Source organism: Proteiniclasticum sp. (assembly GCF_003514505.1).
Lineage (GTDB): Bacteria > Bacillota > Clostridia > Clostridiales > Clostridiaceae > Proteiniclasticum.
In genome coordinates this window covers 1-16,304 of the sequence record NZ_DOPX01000001.1, presented here as the reverse complement: position 1 = coordinate 16,304, position 16,304 = coordinate 1, and the positions used below count along the sequence as shown (strand labels likewise).

General features: G+C 43.0%; 17 protein-coding genes and 1 riboswitch. Of the genes, 14 read left to right on the top strand and 3 right to left on the bottom strand.

What is annotated here, in order from left to right; genetic code table 11:
- Positions 1–408: 408 nt before the first annotated feature.
- Positions 409–1,164: a formate/nitrite transporter family protein gene (locus tag DEF30_RS00085; RefSeq protein WP_294094869.1), complete on the top strand. Its 756-nt coding sequence runs from the start codon at positions 409–411 to the stop codon at positions 1,162–1,164.
- An 87-nt stretch (positions 1,165–1,251) separates the two neighbouring features.
- Positions 1,252–1,473, top strand: a complete 222-nt coding sequence (locus DEF30_RS00080) for a PC4/YdbC family ssDNA-binding protein (protein ID WP_074912888.1) — start codon at positions 1,252–1,254, stop codon at positions 1,471–1,473.
- A gap of 54 nt (positions 1,474–1,527) precedes the next feature.
- On the opposite strand, the gene DEF30_RS00075 is transcribed toward DEF30_RS00080, so the two are convergent.
- Complete coding sequence (locus DEF30_RS00075; RefSeq protein ID WP_294094859.1) at positions 1,528–2,037, bottom strand: GNAT family N-acetyltransferase; 510 nt, start codon at positions 2,035–2,037, stop codon at positions 1,528–1,530.
- Between the two features lie 74 nt (positions 2,038–2,111).
- On the opposite strand from DEF30_RS00075, the gene DEF30_RS00070 reads away from it, so the two are divergent.
- From DEF30_RS00070 to DEF30_RS00040, 7 genes are all read left to right on the top strand, one after another.
- Positions 2,112–2,240, top strand: coding sequence for a hypothetical protein (locus tag DEF30_RS00070; protein ID WP_294094856.1), 129 nt, complete (start codon positions 2,112–2,114; stop codon positions 2,238–2,240).
- A 17-nt stretch (positions 2,241–2,257) separates the two neighbouring features.
- Positions 2,258–2,749 carry a pyridoxamine 5'-phosphate oxidase family protein gene (locus DEF30_RS00065; RefSeq protein WP_294094853.1) on the top strand — a complete coding sequence of 164 codons (492 nt, stop codon included), beginning with the start codon at positions 2,258–2,260 and terminating at the stop codon, positions 2,747–2,749.
- 178 nt (positions 2,750–2,927) lie between these two features.
- The gene (locus tag DEF30_RS00060; protein WP_294094850.1) at positions 2,928–3,626 is read left to right on the top strand and encodes an NAD(P)H-dependent oxidoreductase; all 699 of its coding nucleotides are present in this window, start codon (positions 2,928–2,930) and stop codon (positions 3,624–3,626) included.
- Between the two features lie 54 nt (positions 3,627–3,680).
- Positions 3,681–4,340, top strand: a complete 660-nt coding sequence (locus DEF30_RS00055) for a hypothetical protein (protein WP_294094847.1) — start codon at positions 3,681–3,683, stop codon at positions 4,338–4,340.
- Positions 4,341–4,364: 24 nt separating this feature from the next.
- A complete protein-coding gene (locus DEF30_RS00050; protein WP_294094844.1) occupies positions 4,365–4,832 on the top strand; it encodes a DUF3788 family protein in 468 nt (155 codons plus the stop codon).
- Between the two features lie 38 nt (positions 4,833–4,870).
- Entirely contained in the window at positions 4,871–5,983 is a 1,113-nt protein-coding gene (locus DEF30_RS00045; RefSeq protein WP_294094842.1) for a plasmid pRiA4b ORF-3 family protein, read from the top strand.
- Between the two features lie 175 nt (positions 5,984–6,158).
- Complete coding sequence (locus tag DEF30_RS00040; protein WP_294094840.1) at positions 6,159–6,788, top strand: helix-turn-helix domain-containing protein; 630 nt, start codon at positions 6,159–6,161, stop codon at positions 6,786–6,788.
- 229 nt (positions 6,789–7,017) lie between these two features.
- Here the strand turns inward: DEF30_RS00040 and DEF30_RS00035 are convergent, their stop codons facing one another.
- Positions 7,018–8,343 (bottom strand): NCS2 family permease, encoded by a 1,326-nt coding sequence (locus tag DEF30_RS00035; RefSeq protein WP_294094837.1) that lies wholly within the window; start codon positions 8,341–8,343, stop codon positions 7,018–7,020.
- Positions 8,344–8,561: 218 nt separating this feature from the next.
- Positions 8,562–8,664, bottom strand: a riboswitch (purine riboswitch).
- A gap of 379 nt (positions 8,665–9,043) precedes the next feature.
- Between DEF30_RS00035 and DEF30_RS00030 the strand changes: the two genes are divergently transcribed.
- Both DEF30_RS00030 and DEF30_RS00025 read left to right on the top strand, forming a co-directional pair.
- Positions 9,044–9,406, top strand: coding sequence for a cytochrome b5 domain-containing protein (locus DEF30_RS00030; RefSeq protein WP_074912849.1), 363 nt, complete (start codon positions 9,044–9,046; stop codon positions 9,404–9,406).
- A 167-nt stretch (positions 9,407–9,573) separates the two neighbouring features.
- A complete protein-coding gene (locus DEF30_RS00025; protein WP_366409220.1) occupies positions 9,574–10,434 on the top strand; it encodes a prenyltransferase in 861 nt (286 codons plus the stop codon).
- Between the two features lie 70 nt (positions 10,435–10,504).
- On the opposite strand, the gene DEF30_RS00020 is transcribed toward DEF30_RS00025, so the two are convergent.
- Positions 10,505–11,740: a helix-turn-helix domain-containing protein gene (locus tag DEF30_RS00020; protein WP_294094815.1), complete on the bottom strand. Its 1,236-nt coding sequence runs from the start codon at positions 11,738–11,740 to the stop codon at positions 10,505–10,507.
- A gap of 195 nt (positions 11,741–11,935) precedes the next feature.
- Between DEF30_RS00020 and DEF30_RS00015 the strand changes: the two genes are divergently transcribed.
- The 3 genes from DEF30_RS00015 (at position 11,936) to DEF30_RS00005 (ending at position 16,286) form a co-directional block, all read left to right on the top strand.
- Positions 11,936–13,345, top strand: a complete 1,410-nt coding sequence (locus DEF30_RS00015; RefSeq protein ID WP_294094812.1) for a glycoside-pentoside-hexuronide (GPH):cation symporter — start codon at positions 11,936–11,938, stop codon at positions 13,343–13,345.
- Between the two features lie 71 nt (positions 13,346–13,416).
- On the top strand, positions 13,417–15,657 hold the full coding sequence (locus tag DEF30_RS00010; RefSeq protein WP_294094809.1) for a glycoside hydrolase family 2 TIM barrel-domain containing protein: 2,241 nt from the start codon (positions 13,417–13,419) through the stop codon (positions 15,655–15,657).
- A 287-nt stretch (positions 15,658–15,944) separates the two neighbouring features.
- Positions 15,945–16,286: a hypothetical protein gene (locus DEF30_RS00005; protein WP_294094807.1), complete on the top strand. Its 342-nt coding sequence runs from the start codon at positions 15,945–15,947 to the stop codon at positions 16,284–16,286.
- The last annotated feature ends 18 nt before the right edge of the window (positions 16,287–16,304 follow it).

The following is a 16,304-nucleotide window of genomic DNA, read 5'->3' as shown; positions in this document are numbered from 1 at the left end:
GAAGTTAGTTTTAAAATTAAGGCACCGATTAAATACTCCTGGAAATCACATGCTTTTGTTGACCTCCTCCTCTTTCATACTGTATAATAGAACGCGATTGTGTAAATACAGGAGAAACGCTGTAGAAAAGAACCCTATCAGAGAGTTTGTCATGTGGGGTTATAATCTAGATTTAATTCATCATCGAAACATTTTACTGTTTAAAGTGTTTCGATGATGAACTGCGTTTAGGCTTAGTTTCAATTGCCATTATTAAAGAAATGTCACTGTTTAAAATCATAGGAAGGAGACCACAAAAAGATAGCAACAAAACAAAAGTGAAGCTGATCCTAGTACTTTTAGGATCTCATGGGGAAGAGAAAAAGAAATATAAAAAAACAGTATACAGGAAGAATGTTGGAGGAAGTAATGAAAAGTTTTAAAGAAATCATGGAATACATTGAACACGCTGGAGTGAGTAAAACAGAAAGAAATATTAAGGCGCTGGTCATTCAAGGGATTCTTGCAGGAATGTTCATCGCGATTGGTGCAATCGCTTATTTCAGATTGGTAGCTTATACGGAAGATCCAGGTGTGGGAAAGTTCTTGGGAGCGCTGATTTTCCCAACAGGTATCATCGCAATACTTCTTTTGGGAAGCGAACTCTTTACCAGTGATTGTTTGGCGATTCTCAGTGTGTATAAAAAATCTGTAAAAATGGGCAGACTTATGAAGATGCTCACTACAGTACTCGCAGCAAATCTTGTTGGCGCAGTGATCATCACACTGCTCAGCACGGGAGCAGGAATCTTCAGTGAACATATGATTGAAGTAATCTCCAATAGTGCCATAGCAAAAACAACAATGCCCGTTGGACAAATGTTCATCAGTGCAGTTTTGTGTAATATTATTGTCTGCAGTGGGGTGATGATGGCTTACAGTGCGAAGACAGTAGCAGGGAAAATCCTCGCGGTGTGGTTCCCGATTGCTGTTTTTGTTCTCAGCGGCACAGAACATATTGTTGCCAACATGTTCTATCTGGTCATGGCATTTGTCAATGGAGCAAATATTACCGTAGCAGGCATTCTAATTAGTTTTGTGGTGGTTGCAATTGGAAATTTCGTTGGTGGCGCAGTGATTATTACTGGTGCAAATTACTACATTGACAAAGATCTGGCTGCATAGACCTGTCTCTAACAGCCGGCGATTACGTTGATTTTTCATAAAAAGTGTATATACTAAGAATCACTACAGATGAAAGGAATGAGGATTGTGGCAGATATCAAGTATGAGATCAAAGAAACCTTAGGCATACTTTCAGAAAACAACAGGGGCTGGTCAAAGGAAGTGAACCTCATCAGCTGGAATGACAGAGAGCCAAAGTATGACATCAGAGACTGGTCACCTGAACATGAGAAAATGGGAAAAGGTGTAACATTGAGCGTAGAAGAGATGAAGAAACTTCGTGATCTCTTGAATGATTTAGACCTTTAACATTGCATTAAAGCTACTGAAAAAGCAAGGCACTCTAATCTAAAGTTAGAATACCTAGCTTTTTAAATTTAGGATCTTATGGAAAATCAAGTCGTCCACGAATTCACCGGTGGCACGATCTTTATGATGCATGAGCACGGTTCCAGCGTGTGTAAAATCCATCTTCTGGATGGCTTTGATGGATGAGATGTTATTGCTGTAGACATAGATTCTGGCGATGGTGATGCCTTCATGCTCCATCTCATTCAAAGCATAGTCTGTGAGTATTGAAACAAGGCCCCTTCCTCTAGCGCTTCGGGCAGTAGCTGCGGACAGGAAGACCGCATGCTTTTTTTCTTCCGTCATCTCACGCTTTCCTTTTATGAGGCAGAGCACAGTATGAGGATCTTCTTCTGAAACGGCCACATAAGTGAGCTCTGAGGGATTGTCCACATAGGATGTAACCTCTTCAATACTGGATATTTCGGCAAAGGACATGTCAATCTTCTCTTCTCTGATGTCCTGGAACATGCGCCACACACTCTCCACGTCTTCCATGCTCATTCGTCTGAAAATATTACTCATAAAGCCACCTCTTTCTTTCTCTTTTCAATTATAAGATAATAGAACATAACTAGTAAACATTCATTTGTCATACAATGGCAAAGAAAAAAGTGTTGAACTCAAACCGCTATAGAGTTATGAAGTCTTTTGTCATGATTTGTGATGAGGCAGAGCTTTATGAAGGGCGGGAAGAATTCTATCTGGCTGATGAAATTGAGATATGAAGAAAAAGGAGAGTACTATGAGAAGAACGGATCGGGAAGTACGGGAGTTTGAAGACATTCTTAAAATAATACAGAAAGCTAAGATTCTGCGTCTTGGATTATTTGATGGTGCGTATCCTTATATTGTTCCGCTTCATTTCGGGTATACGTACGATCCTGAAACAAAAGATCTGATCTTCTATATGCACTCTGCAAAAGAAGGACATAAGCTGGATCTGATAAGAGACAATCCCAATGTTTGCATCGAACTGGATGTAGATATGGAAATAGTCTCCGGTGGTGATGTTCCTTGCAGATATGGAGCCTCCTTTTCTTCTGTCATAGCCAGAGGAAGTACAGATATTGTGGAGAACCCAGAAGAAAAAGTGAAAGGACTAGAGCAACTGATGCTCCACCAGACAGGCAGATCCTTTGAGATGAGTGAGAAGATGGCACTGACTGTGGAAGTAGTAAGAGTGAAAGTTCTCGAGATTACGGCAAAGGAAAGAAAAAAACCAAAAGATTTCTAACATAAAGACAGAAGGAACCACTGATGCTTTTTCGGTGGTTTCTTGTAATTTCTGCTCTTTCCATTTCTTCCTCATACTCCCACTGTAAGTATGAAAAAAATACCGGATCTGTAGATTCTTTGGCGAAATTGCGTATACTAGAAGTGAAAAGCGCAAAGTTGAAGGGATGGTGATAAAAATGAAGATAGTTCTCATCCATGGCCAAAATCATAAAGGAAGTTCGTATCATATTGGAAGAATGATTGAGAATAAGCTGCCAGGAGAGAAAGATGTGACAGAGTTTTTTCTGCCGCGAGATCTCAATCATTTCTGTGTTGGATGCTACCGGTGCATTGAAGATGAAAGCCAGTGTCCTTTTTATGGAGATAAAAAGAAGATGATGGATAAAGTGGAGGAAGCGGATCTTCTCATTTTCACAACACCAACCTATTGTATGAGAGCCTCTGCGCCCATGAAGAGTTTTCTGGATCTGACGTTCAGCTACTGGATGGTCCATAAACCTAGAAAAGTCATGTTCCAAAAAAACGCTGTGGTAGTGACAACCGCTGCTGGCAGCGGAATGAGACATGCTTTGAAAGATATCTCTAATGCTCTGTTCTTCTGGGGTATACCCAAAATCAGAACCTATGGCGTCGGTGTACAAGCGATGAACTGGGCAGGAGTTTCTGATAAGAAGAAGTCACAGATCGAAAAAAGAACGGAGCGGATTGTAAGAAGTCTTCAGCGTAACCATCACCCTAAAGCAGGGATGAAGACAAAGGTGTTTTTCCTTATGATGAGAAAGATGCAGCAGGGGAATAGGGGCGCAAGTATCTCCGAGAAAAACTATTGGGAAAAAGAAGGATGGTTGGGAAAGGTTCGACCTTGGCAGAGCTGACAGCGGAGCAAGCTCGCTAGGTTGTGTTCAGGATCATAAGAAGAAGGAGATTGTATGAAAAAGGAAGATCTGATTTTGAGCCTTGATGGGAACTCAGACTACAAACAGATGGCTTTGGATTTCGCGGAGAAAAAAGAGGATCTGGAGTTTGTAGTGAAGTTTGTGAAGAAGGAGCAGTCCAGCCTGAAGTATAAAGCCTCAAAAATCATAAGACTCATCAGTGAGGAACACCCTGAAGTGCTCAAGCCTCACATGGATGAGATCTTATCCTGGATCCATCACCAGAACAGCTTCATCAAATGGGATGGGATTTTTGCCATGGCGAATCTTGCCGGATATGTAGAACAGGATAATCAGCTTTCTTATGTTGAGGCCTATCTTTCTCTTCTAGAAGATCCACAAATGATTACCGCAGGCAACGCTGCGGGCAGTACCTGGAAAATAGTTCATGTACTGCCTCAATTTGAAGGAATCATCACAGAAAAGCTTCTTTCAATACCTGAGATCATCTATGTTCACAAGGGAGAGCCCTCACCGGAATGCAATGCCATTGTATGTGGGAAGGTGCTGGAGTGTTTTGAGCAGTATTATGACAAGTCGGCGCATCAGGAAGAAATACTGCAATTTGCAAAGGGACAGTTACATAGTGTGAGAAAAGCTGTGGCGAAAAAAGCGGTACTGTTTGTAAAGCGAGTGGAAGAAATCAAGAAGTAGCGATAGAGTATTGGAGGGATATTTTTGAATGTTGATTCTAAAAAACTGCAGCTCCTGCGAACCCCCTACCCGGAACCCACGGAGGAAGTGCTGAAAGAAGCACTTGGTAATACTTACAGCATATACTGCCAATTTCTTGAAGGGCTGAACCTAGAGGACATCCGGCTGAACTGGAAGTTTTATAAAGATGGCCAAGCATGGCTAGGAAAAGGAATCTATGGTTGGACTGGTCCTAGAGGTGGAAGAAAAGAAACAACTGTATGCTGGCTGTCCATCTGGGACGGGTTTTTCAAGGTGACGGTATATGTGCCAGACCGGGAAAAAGAGAATATGATGAACCTACCTATTCAGGAGAATCTTAGGAAAGAGATCGCTGAAACCCGAAAACTTGGCGAAAAGCTGAAGTTTTTCCCCGTTGTTTTTGAAGTCTATACCAAAGAAACACTGGAGGATCTAAGTAAAGTGCTTTCATTTAAGAAAGCCGTGAGATAAAGATTAAATGCTGAACGAACTAAATTTGGAGGGAATATATGCAGATCGCATTAACGAAAAAGCTTGCAGAGGCTTTAAAAGAAAAGCCAGAAGCCTTTGATGAATCCATCAGTCCGCTGTTCTCCTGGACAGCAAACTGGACCACAATCTGGAGTGACAAAAAGACCGAGGAGCTTCTGATTCTCATAAATAATGCCACTAGATTCACAGTGGCAATCTATAAGGTGAAGAAAAAAGAACTGAAGAATTTCGAACGCATGGCTGTGGAAGGTATCAGGAAAACCATGCTTGCGATGTATCTCAATCCGGAGATGGTAGAAGAATACTTGAGACTTTCAGGAAACTTTGTCTATGCAAAAAACAGCAACCGCCAGATCACCTCTTGGATGACTCAGACAGGAATTGATCTTTCCATCCCCATTGCGGATAGGTATGCCCATGTTCCAAATTTCTACAGTGATACCCTTGGTGTACTGGTGAACCACAATACTTTTAGAAAAGCGGGATCCAGCAAGGATAGTATCCATGTGCCTTTGATGGACATGGTTACAGAACTTCAGAAACTTACGGGAATGAAAGCCTATGATACCAGAGCTTTTGAACTCCAGATCACACTGGACCTTGAACTCTATCAGGTGAAAAGAAGAGTCCTCGTGCCTGCAGACATCAGCTTTGAAACTCTCCATAGGGTCATACAAAGCGCATTTGGATGGCAGGACTACCATCTCTTTGAATTTGAGATGAAGGACGAGAAATCTGGAAAAGTTATCAAGAGAATTGTGCCAAGGGAAGAAGATCTTGAGTACCATGAAGAGGCTGAAATTATGGAAGGTCGTATTCTTTCAGAGTTTATGCCAAGGATAAAGGAAATCAATTATGTCTATGATTTTGGCGATTATTGGGAACATCAGATCACTTTTCTGAAGGAACATGAACACTATGATGGCAGTCTTCCTTTTCTTCTGGAGTCAGAAGGAAAAACGCCACCAGAAGATGTGGGAGGTGTCGGAGGTTTTCAAGATTTTCTGGCAGCTAAAAAAGATCCATCTCATCCAAGATATGAGGATCTTCTCCATTGGAATCCTTACTGGAGTTCCGAACTGTCAGATTGGGAAAAACGCCCCAGACATCTGCACATCTACAATATATAACTACAAGACCGTTAGTCTCAGTTCTTGATCATATGAGAACTGAGACTTTTTTCGTTATTTTCTTTAAAAGTTTTAAAAGCAACATGCAGTTGACAGTAAAAGAACGGAAGTTGGTTGGCATTCATTCTCTTTTCAGTTACCATAAACCTAAGAATTAACTTTATGGAGGTTAGGTATGAGTCTTGGAGAGAGAATTCAGATGCTACGGAAAGAAAAGAAGATATCGCAGAATGACTTGGCAGAAAAACTGGATGTATCCAGACAGTCTGTTTCAAAATGGGAGACGGATACAGCGAAGCCAGAACTTCCGAAACTCATCCTTATGGCTGAGCTTTTTCAAGTATCCTTGGACGAGTTGGTTTCAAGTGAAATCTCGGAAGGAAATGAACGTGTTATAGATAAGAGGCATGAGGATGATTCAGTGGAGTCATCAGAGCGTGGGTTCACGTTCATGTTTTTGGAACTTATGGGCAGAACCTACAATCAGACACTGTCTACTTTGTATCTGTATCTGATTCTGTTTTTTGCAATTCTTCCTGTAAACATCTATCTGTATGAGAAAGGATTCTTTGGTCCTGTCAGCTTCAGCTTCATCCATCAGTTTGACCTTCTGGTTTTGGGGTTTTTGTCCGATCTTCCATTGATCGCAGTATTATTTGGTATCTTCATCTGGCGGCTGGTAAAGAAGGAGCATCGTTACCGCAAAGTGACAAAGATGAATCTTGCGCTTCCTGTCATTTTTTTCCTAGTATCGTTATTGCTGCTCTATTTTTCTGGATGGCAGACAGTCCCTGGACGTCTCTGATTATTTTAGCAGGACAGAGTGGACATCTGTTGGTGTTTGCGGATCTTGCAGTGATGAATCTCATGGTTTCGGAGAAAAAAGTAAAAAGGGAAGAGTTCAGCTAGCGAGAAGATGTCCATCAGAAATCAAAGGCTATATTTGTATTTTAGAAAATGCCTGTACTGAAAAAAGGAAAACTCCCCTGTTGGCAATGCCTGACAGGGGAGTTTCTATAAGGTTTATAATGAAATTATCTTGGCAAGAAAGCAAGCTTAAGGACAAAGACGATGAACAGGAAGTAAAGCAGTGGATGAATCTCTTTGGTCTTTCCGGTAGCAAGCTTTGTGATAGGGTAGAAAATCAGTCCTGCAGCAATACCATTGGAGATGCTGTAGGTGAATGCCATGATAGCCAGAGTAAAGAATGCGGGCAAGGACTCCTCAAAGTCATCAAAGTTGATGTTCTTGATGGTAGTCATCATAAGGACACCTACAACGATGAGGGCAGGAGCAGTTGCCTGGGCTGGAACCATCAGAGCAAAAGGTGCTAGGAAGATGGACAGAAGGAAAAGCACACCGGTAGTAACAGCGGTAAGACCTGTTTTTCCACCTTCTGCAACACCTGCTGCAGATTCCACATAAGTAGTAACGGTAGAGGTACCAAGAAGGGCACCAGCAGAAGTAGCAACGGCATCTGCGAGCATCGCTTTCTCCATATTTGGGAGCTTTCCGTCCTGATCCAGCATACCTGCCTTGGCGCCAGTACCGATGAGGGTACCAATGGTGTCAAACATATCTACAAGCATGAAGGAAAGAATCACTACAAATACACTGCTCAGCATGGCTACGAGGCCATTTTCCATATTGAAGAGCTGTGCAAATCCAGGAGTGAAGGCCTTCCCCAGTGTAGGCATGATGTTCAAGGAGAAACTGTTGAAGGTGGTATCCGTAACACCCATAGGGATGCCGATGAGTGTGGTGGCGATGATGCCAAGAAGTAAGCCGCCACGTACTTTTTTAGCCATGAGCACTGCTGTGATTACAAGGCCTATGACCGCAAGAAGAACGGTAGGTTCGGTGAAGTCACCGATGGTGACGAGGGTTGCATCTGAGTTCACAACGATTCCTGAGTTCTGGAATCCGATGAATGCGATGAAAAGACCAATACCAGCGCCAATGGCGTGTTTCAGAGAGTTTGGAATGGCTTCCACAATGACTTTTCTGAATCCAGTGACGGTGAGTATGATGAAGAAAATTCCGGAAAGAAATACAGCAGCCAGTGCTGCTTCCCAGGTATATCCGAGAGCACCTACCACAGTATAGGCAAAGAATGCGTTAAGACCCATACCAGGCGCTTGAGCAAAGGGGAGTTTGGCATATAGACCCATGATGAGGGTACCAATGGCAGCAGAGATACAGGTTGCCATAAATACAGCATTGAAATCCATACCTGCCACTGATAAATAGACGGGATTTACAACCAGAATGTATGCCATGGTGACAAAAGTAGTGAGTCCGGCAATAACTTCAGTTCTGACTGTGGTGTTGTGTTCCTTCAATTTGAAGAACTCATTCATGTTTTGTTGCCTCCTAAAAATCGTTATTTAAGAACATAAATTGAGATCTCTTTTCAGTGCCTGAACATTAGGATGGTAGAATGATTGCAAAAAAATAGAGCTCGGCGGTAGGTTGTCTTGTGAGTGAAACCAATCCGTCCGGCTTTCTCTTTGTGGGCGCGGCAGGGAAATAAGTCCATGTCATCTGAACGTATCTTCTAAAGATAGAAAGTCCAGTTCAAAAAGACATGTTCACTCATAGTAGAATGATTTAAGGTCATTCTGTAGAGACTGTCGAACCACATTATCGGACACTATATGAGTTTTCTCTATATTCAATTCTTAGGTACATAATACCAAATGATCGGTACCTGGTCAAACATTTTTTAATAAAAAGAGAATAATATTCGTCTTTTTGGCGTGTGGTAGTTCTGGTACTTCTATTCAGAGTGTCTCATCCAAGGATATCTGCCGTTCTTCCGCTCCTATGATCTATCTAGAAAGCTTAAAGAGAAATCAACATTCGCCTATTGGTCATTCAGCCTGAATATGAAGATAATGAATACACAGTGAAATATTTGTATAAGAATCATGGATTTACGCTCAAAGTCCAAGGGATATTGTATAATGATTTCACTGCAGGATTGAACGGATTTTTCTTAAGATATCTTGCGGAACCGATTGCTATCGCAATGCTTTCAAGCATTTGAAGGAGGTTAATATGAAGAAGATTGTAGTACTTTTACTCATGCTGTTCAGCGTATCTTTTGTCATTGCAGGATGCTCCAGCTCACCAAGTGAGGAACCTCAAACTCCGGAAGAGACACCAGCAGAAGGAGAAGAGGAAGAACTGATGCTTACACTGGAGGAACTCAGTGCCTTTGACGGCAAAAATGGAAACAAAGCCTATGTTGCTGTGGATGGCATCATCTATGATGTTACGGATTCCTCAGCATGGAAGGATGGTAACCATAATGGAAATCAGGCAGGTCAGGACCTGACCAAGGAAATTATGGAAGATTCTCCTCACGGCATCAGTGCATTGGAGAATGTCCCTGCCATCGGTAAACTTGTAGAAAACTGATGATACACCGTAGAAGTCTTGGATGCTCCCGTGAAGGGCACCAAGGCTTTCTTTTTTCTGCTTCTTGATTCTTCAACATACTGGAACTAGAATGAAAGCAAGAAATTCTAAGATTCAATTGAAAACAAATGCATGACGAAATGGAAAATAGAATCTAACATCGGACCATGAGAAAGGAAGGTGCCAAGTGGATGTCAGTTTCTGAAAAGTACCGTAAAGACCTGGAGGAAATATGTGCGCATAGATATGATCTTGGAGGTGATCTTTGGACAAGCGAGGATAAAAGAATTCTGAAAGGGTCCCCTTTTTCACTGATTGAATCTGTGCAGTATGTGCTGGAAATCGGCATGAATCCAGAGGATCTTCTATTGATGGAAGTGGCTGATCTTCTTTTTTCTCTTTGGAGAGAAGACGGCCGGTTTCAAGTGTATCCTCAAGGCGCCCTCTATCCTTGCCAGACCATTCATGTACTGAATACTTTGTGTCGTCTAGGATATGCAAAGGATAAAAGACTGCAGAGAACTTTTCAGCATCTTCTGGAGATACAGCACGAGGATGGCGGTTGGAGGTGCAAGAAGTTCAGCTATGGGCATGGCCCAGAAACTGAATTTTCCAATCCGTTTCCAACCCTCGTTGCACTGGATGCTTTCAGATACACGCCATGGATCAATGATAGGCAGGAACTGGATAAGGCTGTCGAGTTTCTTCTATGCCACTGGACCACGAAGCTGCCCTTGGGTCCCTGCCATTATGGCATTGGCACTCTTTTTAGCCAGGTGGAGTATCCTTTTCGGACTTATACTCTCTTCTATTATGTCTATGTTCTCTCTTATTATGATTGTGCAAAAGGAGATCCCAGGTTTCTGGATGCACTATCGCAGCTGAGATCCAAAACAGAAGATGGACAAATTGTTGTAGAAAGAGCAGTTCCCAAGCTCTCAAAGCTTTCCTTCTGCAAGAAAGGCGAGAAAAGTGCACTTGCCACAATGAAATACAATGAAATCCTTAAGAATCTCAAATATCTATAAGAAAGAAGTTCAAATTGAGTGATACAAAAGGACATCCGCTGCATCTCAAAACAGTTGGATGTCCCTTTTTCTATTTTATGGCGCTGACATGATTGAGTTTTCGGTACTCTGAGGGGGTGTGCTCATAATAGCGCTTGAATGTTTTGGAAAAGTAGTTCACGTCGGACATGCCGCAGTATTGCGCGATGGTCTGGACCTGAAGATTTGTGGTGGTGAGAAGCTGGGCGCCGTGTTTCATGCGACGCTCATTCACATAATCTGTCAGTGTTTTGCCGATCTCTTTTTTGAACAGTGTAGAAAGATAGCCAGGAGACATGGCGTGGAGCTGTGCCAAAGAATGCAAAGAAAGATCTCCAGTGAGGTCTGCATCCACAGAGACTAAGATCTTTTGAACCGTTCGAGAGTACTTATCATAGGAATGTTTCTTCACGAGTCTGCAGTACGCAGTGATAAAATCCGTCATGAGCGGAATGACAGAAGAAATATCTGTCAAGAGTTCGATTTTCTTAGCAAAGTCAGAGGACACTTTATCCAGGTATAGAGGATGCACTGCACCATTCTCCGCAGCTTTTCTCAGCAAAGTATTGATGATGATGCAGTAGTTTTTGGCGTTTCTTAATGGATCAGAGACTCTCTTTTTGAGCGCCAGTTCACTGAAGGATGTCAGCATTTGGAGGGCTTTATGCGTTTGCCCCAAAGAGACAGCTCGTAAGAGCTGATTCTCTACTTGGTAGCGCTGCTCCAAGTACTCCATAGAAATCAGCGTATCCTGAACCGTAGGACTGTTTTCTTCAACATCAGCGGGATTTGTAAACACGGTATCATCTTGCAGAACTTTCAGTGTGAAAGAATCGCTGCCAGGCCAAAGAATTTCTGCTATGGCATTTAGTGAGAACATAAAGACGCGGTCATCCTGAAAAACGGGAATCATGCCATAGTAGTCCTCCATTTGGCTGTATAAGTGTGGAGGAATGCGGAGTCTTTCCAGTTCCTGAAGAAGGTGGTTATGTGTGATCTGTGTTTTAAGATACGGACCGATGAAAACAAACGTACTTGCCTGATCTGGCAAAAGGAAGTAAATATAATTGCAGAGATACTGATCCGTGAGCTTATAGATGGTATTAGGCTGGGATTTCATCGGAAGTTCTTTGAAGGCGTAAAGGTACTCATCGTGACGGTTTAAGAAGTGTCTGATGCCAAGATCCAAGGACTCATCATGAGACGAAAGATCACTCAGAATATGATACTTTACATTGAGTTTCTTCAGTATATTCAGGTAGAAAGTAAGTTCACGATCATACTCCATAGCAAGCCACATCTCCTTTATAAAGCACAAGTCTATGATTACTAGTATGATGGGGTTTTTTACGAAAAACAAGGAATATCTGAAAATAATACGAAAACATCTGAAAAAAATACTCACGGTTAAACGTTATCATTGGTAGTATAAATGTGAAAAGCAGAAGGAAGCGTTGTTCTGCTAAAAGAAAGGGGATTACCAATGGAAAAGAAAGTAAACTTGGATAAAAAAGGTCACCGTAAATTCGGGATACGGGACAGCCTGGCTTATGCAGCAGGAGATTTTGGCTGCAATATGAGCTTTGCGCTGAAAGGAACCATGGCCATATTCTGGACACAGTTCATGCAGATGGATTCGATCCTTTATGCAACGCTTCTCATTGTGGTGCAGATCTGGGATGCCATAAACGATCCGCTCATCGGCTCCATCATCGATGCAGACCAGAGACAGTATAGGAGAAACAAGTTCTTATCTTATATTTTTACAGGTTCTGTAGGACTTATCGTAGGTGGAGCACTTTGCTTTATCCCGCTTCCTGGCGCACCAAAAGCAGCGAAGGTTATTATATTCATCTTCGGTTATGTGATCTGGGATGCCTTCTACACCATTGCCAATGTTCCTTATGGATCCCTTCTGTCTCTCATTTCCAGTGAGCCGGCAGACCGGGCATCTCTATCCGCTTGGCGGTCTGTAGGTTCCATTTTTGGGAATTTGGTTCCAATTGCGATTCTTCCGTTTCTCATTTATGATTCCAGTAATAATATCGTGGGAGAAAGAGTGTTCTTTGCAGCTCTTCTCATGGGAGCCATTGGATTTATTTCTTTCCAGTTCATGATCCGCAATACGGAAATCCGTGTGGAACAGCCTATTACGCTGAACGAAAAGAAAGAAAAGTTCAATGCCGTGAAAGCCATGGGCAATTTCATGAAAAACAGGCCTGCAGTGGGCGCAACTGTAGCTGCCATGGGACTGTTCCTTGGAATGCAGGGAGCTGCCACTGCGGTGCAGGTGCTGTTCCAGTCCTATTTCCAGAATGCCAGAATCTCTGGGGTGGTTTCACTGTTCTCTCTGCTTCCCATCATGATTTTTACACCACTTGCCCGTAAACTTGTGGTGAAGTATGGAAAGAAGGAAATCTCTGTGGTAGGAACCATCTGCAGCCTAGTAGCCAGTGTCGGGATGCTGGTTCTCCCCATCACACCAGATGCTACTGGACTGATGATTTATGTTGTCTGTCAGCTGGTGAACAGTTTGGGTATGGGGATCTATTCCACTGTTTCCTGGGCGCTCATGGGGGATGCCATCGACTACAATGAATGGAAGAATGGTGTCCGGGAAGAAGGCGTCACCTACTCTCTTCATTCCTTCTTCCGAAAGCTGGCGCAAGGGGTTGGACCTGCTCTTGCTTTGGTTCTTATGGTAAGCTTTGGTTATGTGGAGGCGAACAAAGGAAATCAGACCATGGAAGTTGCGCTTAATATGAGATACCTCGTGGCAGCCTTATATACCGTCAGTGCTGTCCTATCCTTTACAGGGCTTGGGCTCATCTACAATCTGGATAAGAAGAGACTGGAAGAGATGAACAGCGATCTGGAAAAAAGACGTGCATAGAATATTCAATTGCAACAGAAGGAGGAAAGGCTTTTAGAGTGCCTTTCCATGCGAACACAAAGGAGGACGTAATGAGAACATACTATAATTTCAATGAAAAATGGGCATTTACGAAGCAGGCGGACAGGATTCCAGAGGTGATTCCAATGGATTGGAACTGGGTGAATCTCCCCCACAGCTGGAATGCTTTAGATGGCCAAGATGGCGGGAATGATTATTACCGCGGAACAGGTTACTACGCAAAGACCTTGGATAAAATGGATCTTCCTGAAGCAGACAGGTACTATCTGGAAGTGCAGGGGGCAAACTCCTCTGCAGATGTCTACCTCAACGGAAAGCATCTGACGCACCATGATGGCGGTTATTCCACCTTCAGAGTGGAGATTACAGAGAATCTTCAGCGGGAGAACCTGTTTGCGGTTACCGTGAATAATGAAGCCAATGACCGGGTTTATCCACAGGTCGCAGATTTCACCTTTTATGGTGGACTCTACCGGGATGTAAGAATCATCTGTGTCAAAGATTCCCATTTTGGTCTTGATTTTTACGGGGCTTCAGGACTTAAAGTCACCCCTGCTGTAAAAGGACAGAACGCAGAAGTGACCGTAGAGACTTGGGTCAGCAGTTTCAAGGAAAATCAGATTCTGAAATATACCATTACCGATCAGGAAGGTAAAGAAGTGGTTTCTTCATTCTCCAGAGAGACCCAGATAACTCTTACCATTCCAGAAGCGCATCTTTGGCATGGAAGAAAAGATCCCTATCTTTACACCATGAAGGCAGAGCTTCTGCAGGGTGAAGAGACCGTAGACGCCGTCTCATCAAGATTTGGCTGCAGAACCTTTAAGATTGATGCCGAGAGAGGCTTTATTCTAAATGGAGAAGAGTATCCTCTAAGAGGCGTCTCCAGACACCAGGACAGATGGGGCATTGGAAATGCGCTTCTACCGGAGCATCATGAAGAAGACATGGATCTCATCTGTGAAGTGGGCGCTACGACCATAAGACTTGCCCACTATCAGCATGACCAGTACTTCTATGATCTTTGTGATGAAAGAGGTATGGTGGTCTGGGCTGAAATTCCTTATATTTCCCAGCATATGCCAAAGGGCCGTGAGAACACAGTTTCTCAGATGAAGGAGCTCATTGCACAGTGCTATAACCATCCTTCCATCGTGGTCTGGGGTCTTTCCAATGAAATCACCATGAAAGGGGATTCGGATCCGGATCTTCTGGAGAACCATCATATCCTGAATGACCTATGTCATGAGATGGACAAGACAAGACCTACAGTCATTGCAGCGGTATCTCCGTGTCCCATGGATAGTCCTTACATCCGCATTCCGGATGTGGTGTCCTATAATCACTACTTCGGATGGTATGGCGGCGATACGTCTATGAACGGACCTTGGTTTGACAAGTTCCATGAAATGCATCCTCATATCCCCATTGGATGCTCTGAGTATGGCTGTGAAGGCCTCAACTGGCATACTTCAGATCCTGTGCAGGGAGATTATACCGAAGAGTATCAGGCTCTTTATCATGAAGAGCTCATCAAGCAGTTTGATGAAAGAAAGTATCTATGGGCCACTCACGTATGGAATATGTTTGACTTTGGCGCAGATGCCAGAAGTGAAGGTGGAGAAAACGGTCAGAACCATAAGGGGCTTGTGACCTTTGACAGAAAGTACAAAAAGGATGCCTTCTATGCCTACAAGGCATGGCTTTCTGATGAGCCCTTTGTCCATATCTGCGGTAAAAGATATGTGAATCGAGTAGAAGATGTGACCAAGGTGACGGTGTATTCCAATGCGCCTTCCGTGGAGCTCTTTGTGAATGGTGTATCTCTTGGAAGCAAGGAAGGGAAATACTTCTTCTACTTTGAGGTGCCTAATGCGGGTGAAACGGAGCTCGTGGCCATAGCAGGAGATCTTCGGGATGAAAGCTTCTTGAAAAAAGTGGATACCTTTGATGAATCCTACCGATTGAAAGAAAAGAATGCCATCCTCAACTGGTTTGATGTGACAATCCTAGAAGGATACTTCTCCCTCAATGACAAAATCAGTGATATTCTGAAGACACCCCAAGGTGGCGCTCTTTTCATGGGGCTGTTCTCAAAACTTCTGCCTAAAGAAGGAGACAAAGTAGCTGGAGGATTTGAGATGAATGAATCCATGATGAGCATGCTGGGCGGATTTACAGTGCTTCGTCTCAGTGGCATGATGGGCATGATGGGTGTCAATCTGACAAAAGAAGATCTGCTGGATCTTAATGCAAAACTGAACTCAATAAAGAAGCCTGATCACCTTTAGGAACGAACTTAATGAGCGATCTATGTGATCACCATCCACGAGGTTTGTCCCCTCTAAGATAGAATGGAGACCCTATCAAAAGAAGAACTCTTCTTTTGATAGGGTCTCTTTTTTGAGCATTCATCTCCTAAAAGCAGAAAAGTTCAGATGAGCGCTATGGATCATCAAGATGCAGGCAGAACGGAGCAGTCGCGAGAAAAATCAAAAATGATTCTTTATGTTCATTTATTTTTCTCAAAGTCGTATTATGATATAGGTGAAGAATCATAGGGTTTGGAGGGGTTCATATGAAATTAAAAATCATACCAAAAACTCTTCAAGGCAGACGGGCTTTGTTTTTTTCCTTTCTCTTTGTCACATCGGGAGGAGCAAGTACTTTGGTCTCCAGCATCACAGATAATAAGATTGAGTATCCGAATCCACTGAACAGCCCCCTGCTTGGCACAATGATCTACCTGACGTTTATCCTTGCTTTTATAACTTTTTTTCACACAGCTAAAGCGCTGTTGAAATATAAAGACAGGGCGGTGCTGCTGTATCTCATTGCTGTCATCAGCGGCTGGTTCTCTTTTACGGGTCTGATTTTGTTTGGATCCCTGATTCTCATAATTTTGGGTTTTACTTTTTGACACTCCCACAGCTAAAGC

Coding starts and splice junctions, on each gene's coding strand:
- DEF30_RS00075 (WP_294094859.1), bottom strand. CDS start 2,037: ATGAGTAATATTTTCAGACGAATGAGCATGGAAGACGTGGAGAGTGTG.
- DEF30_RS00070 (WP_294094856.1), top strand. CDS start 2,112: ATGGCAAAGAAAAAAGTGTTGAACTCAAACCGCTATAGAGTTATGAAG.
- DEF30_RS00015 (WP_294094812.1), top strand. CDS start 11,936: ATGGAAAAGAAAGTAAACTTGGATAAAAAAGGTCACCGTAAATTCGGG.
- DEF30_RS00060 (WP_294094850.1), top strand. CDS start 2,928: ATGAAGATAGTTCTCATCCATGGCCAAAATCATAAAGGAAGTTCGTAT.
- DEF30_RS00035 (WP_294094837.1), bottom strand. CDS start 8,343: ATGAATGAGTTCTTCAAATTGAAGGAACACAACACCACAGTCAGAACT.
- DEF30_RS00055 (WP_294094847.1), top strand. CDS start 3,681: ATGAAAAAGGAAGATCTGATTTTGAGCCTTGATGGGAACTCAGACTAC.
- DEF30_RS00010 (WP_294094809.1), top strand. CDS start 13,417: ATGAGAACATACTATAATTTCAATGAAAAATGGGCATTTACGAAGCAG.
- DEF30_RS00005 (WP_294094807.1), top strand. CDS start 15,945: ATGAAATTAAAAATCATACCAAAAACTCTTCAAGGCAGACGGGCTTTG.
- DEF30_RS00020 (WP_294094815.1), bottom strand. CDS start 11,740: ATGGAGTATGATCGTGAACTTACTTTCTACCTGAATATACTGAAGAAA.
- DEF30_RS00085 (WP_294094869.1), top strand. CDS start 409: ATGAAAAGTTTTAAAGAAATCATGGAATACATTGAACACGCTGGAGTG.
- DEF30_RS00025 (WP_366409220.1), top strand. CDS start 9,574: ATGAGAAAGGAAGGTGCCAAGTGGATGTCAGTTTCTGAAAAGTACCGT.
- DEF30_RS00040 (WP_294094840.1), top strand. CDS start 6,159: ATGAGTCTTGGAGAGAGAATTCAGATGCTACGGAAAGAAAAGAAGATA.
- DEF30_RS00030 (WP_074912849.1), top strand. CDS start 9,044: ATGAAGAAGATTGTAGTACTTTTACTCATGCTGTTCAGCGTATCTTTT.
- DEF30_RS00045 (WP_294094842.1), top strand. CDS start 4,871: ATGCAGATCGCATTAACGAAAAAGCTTGCAGAGGCTTTAAAAGAAAAG.
- DEF30_RS00065 (WP_294094853.1), top strand. CDS start 2,258: ATGAGAAGAACGGATCGGGAAGTACGGGAGTTTGAAGACATTCTTAAA.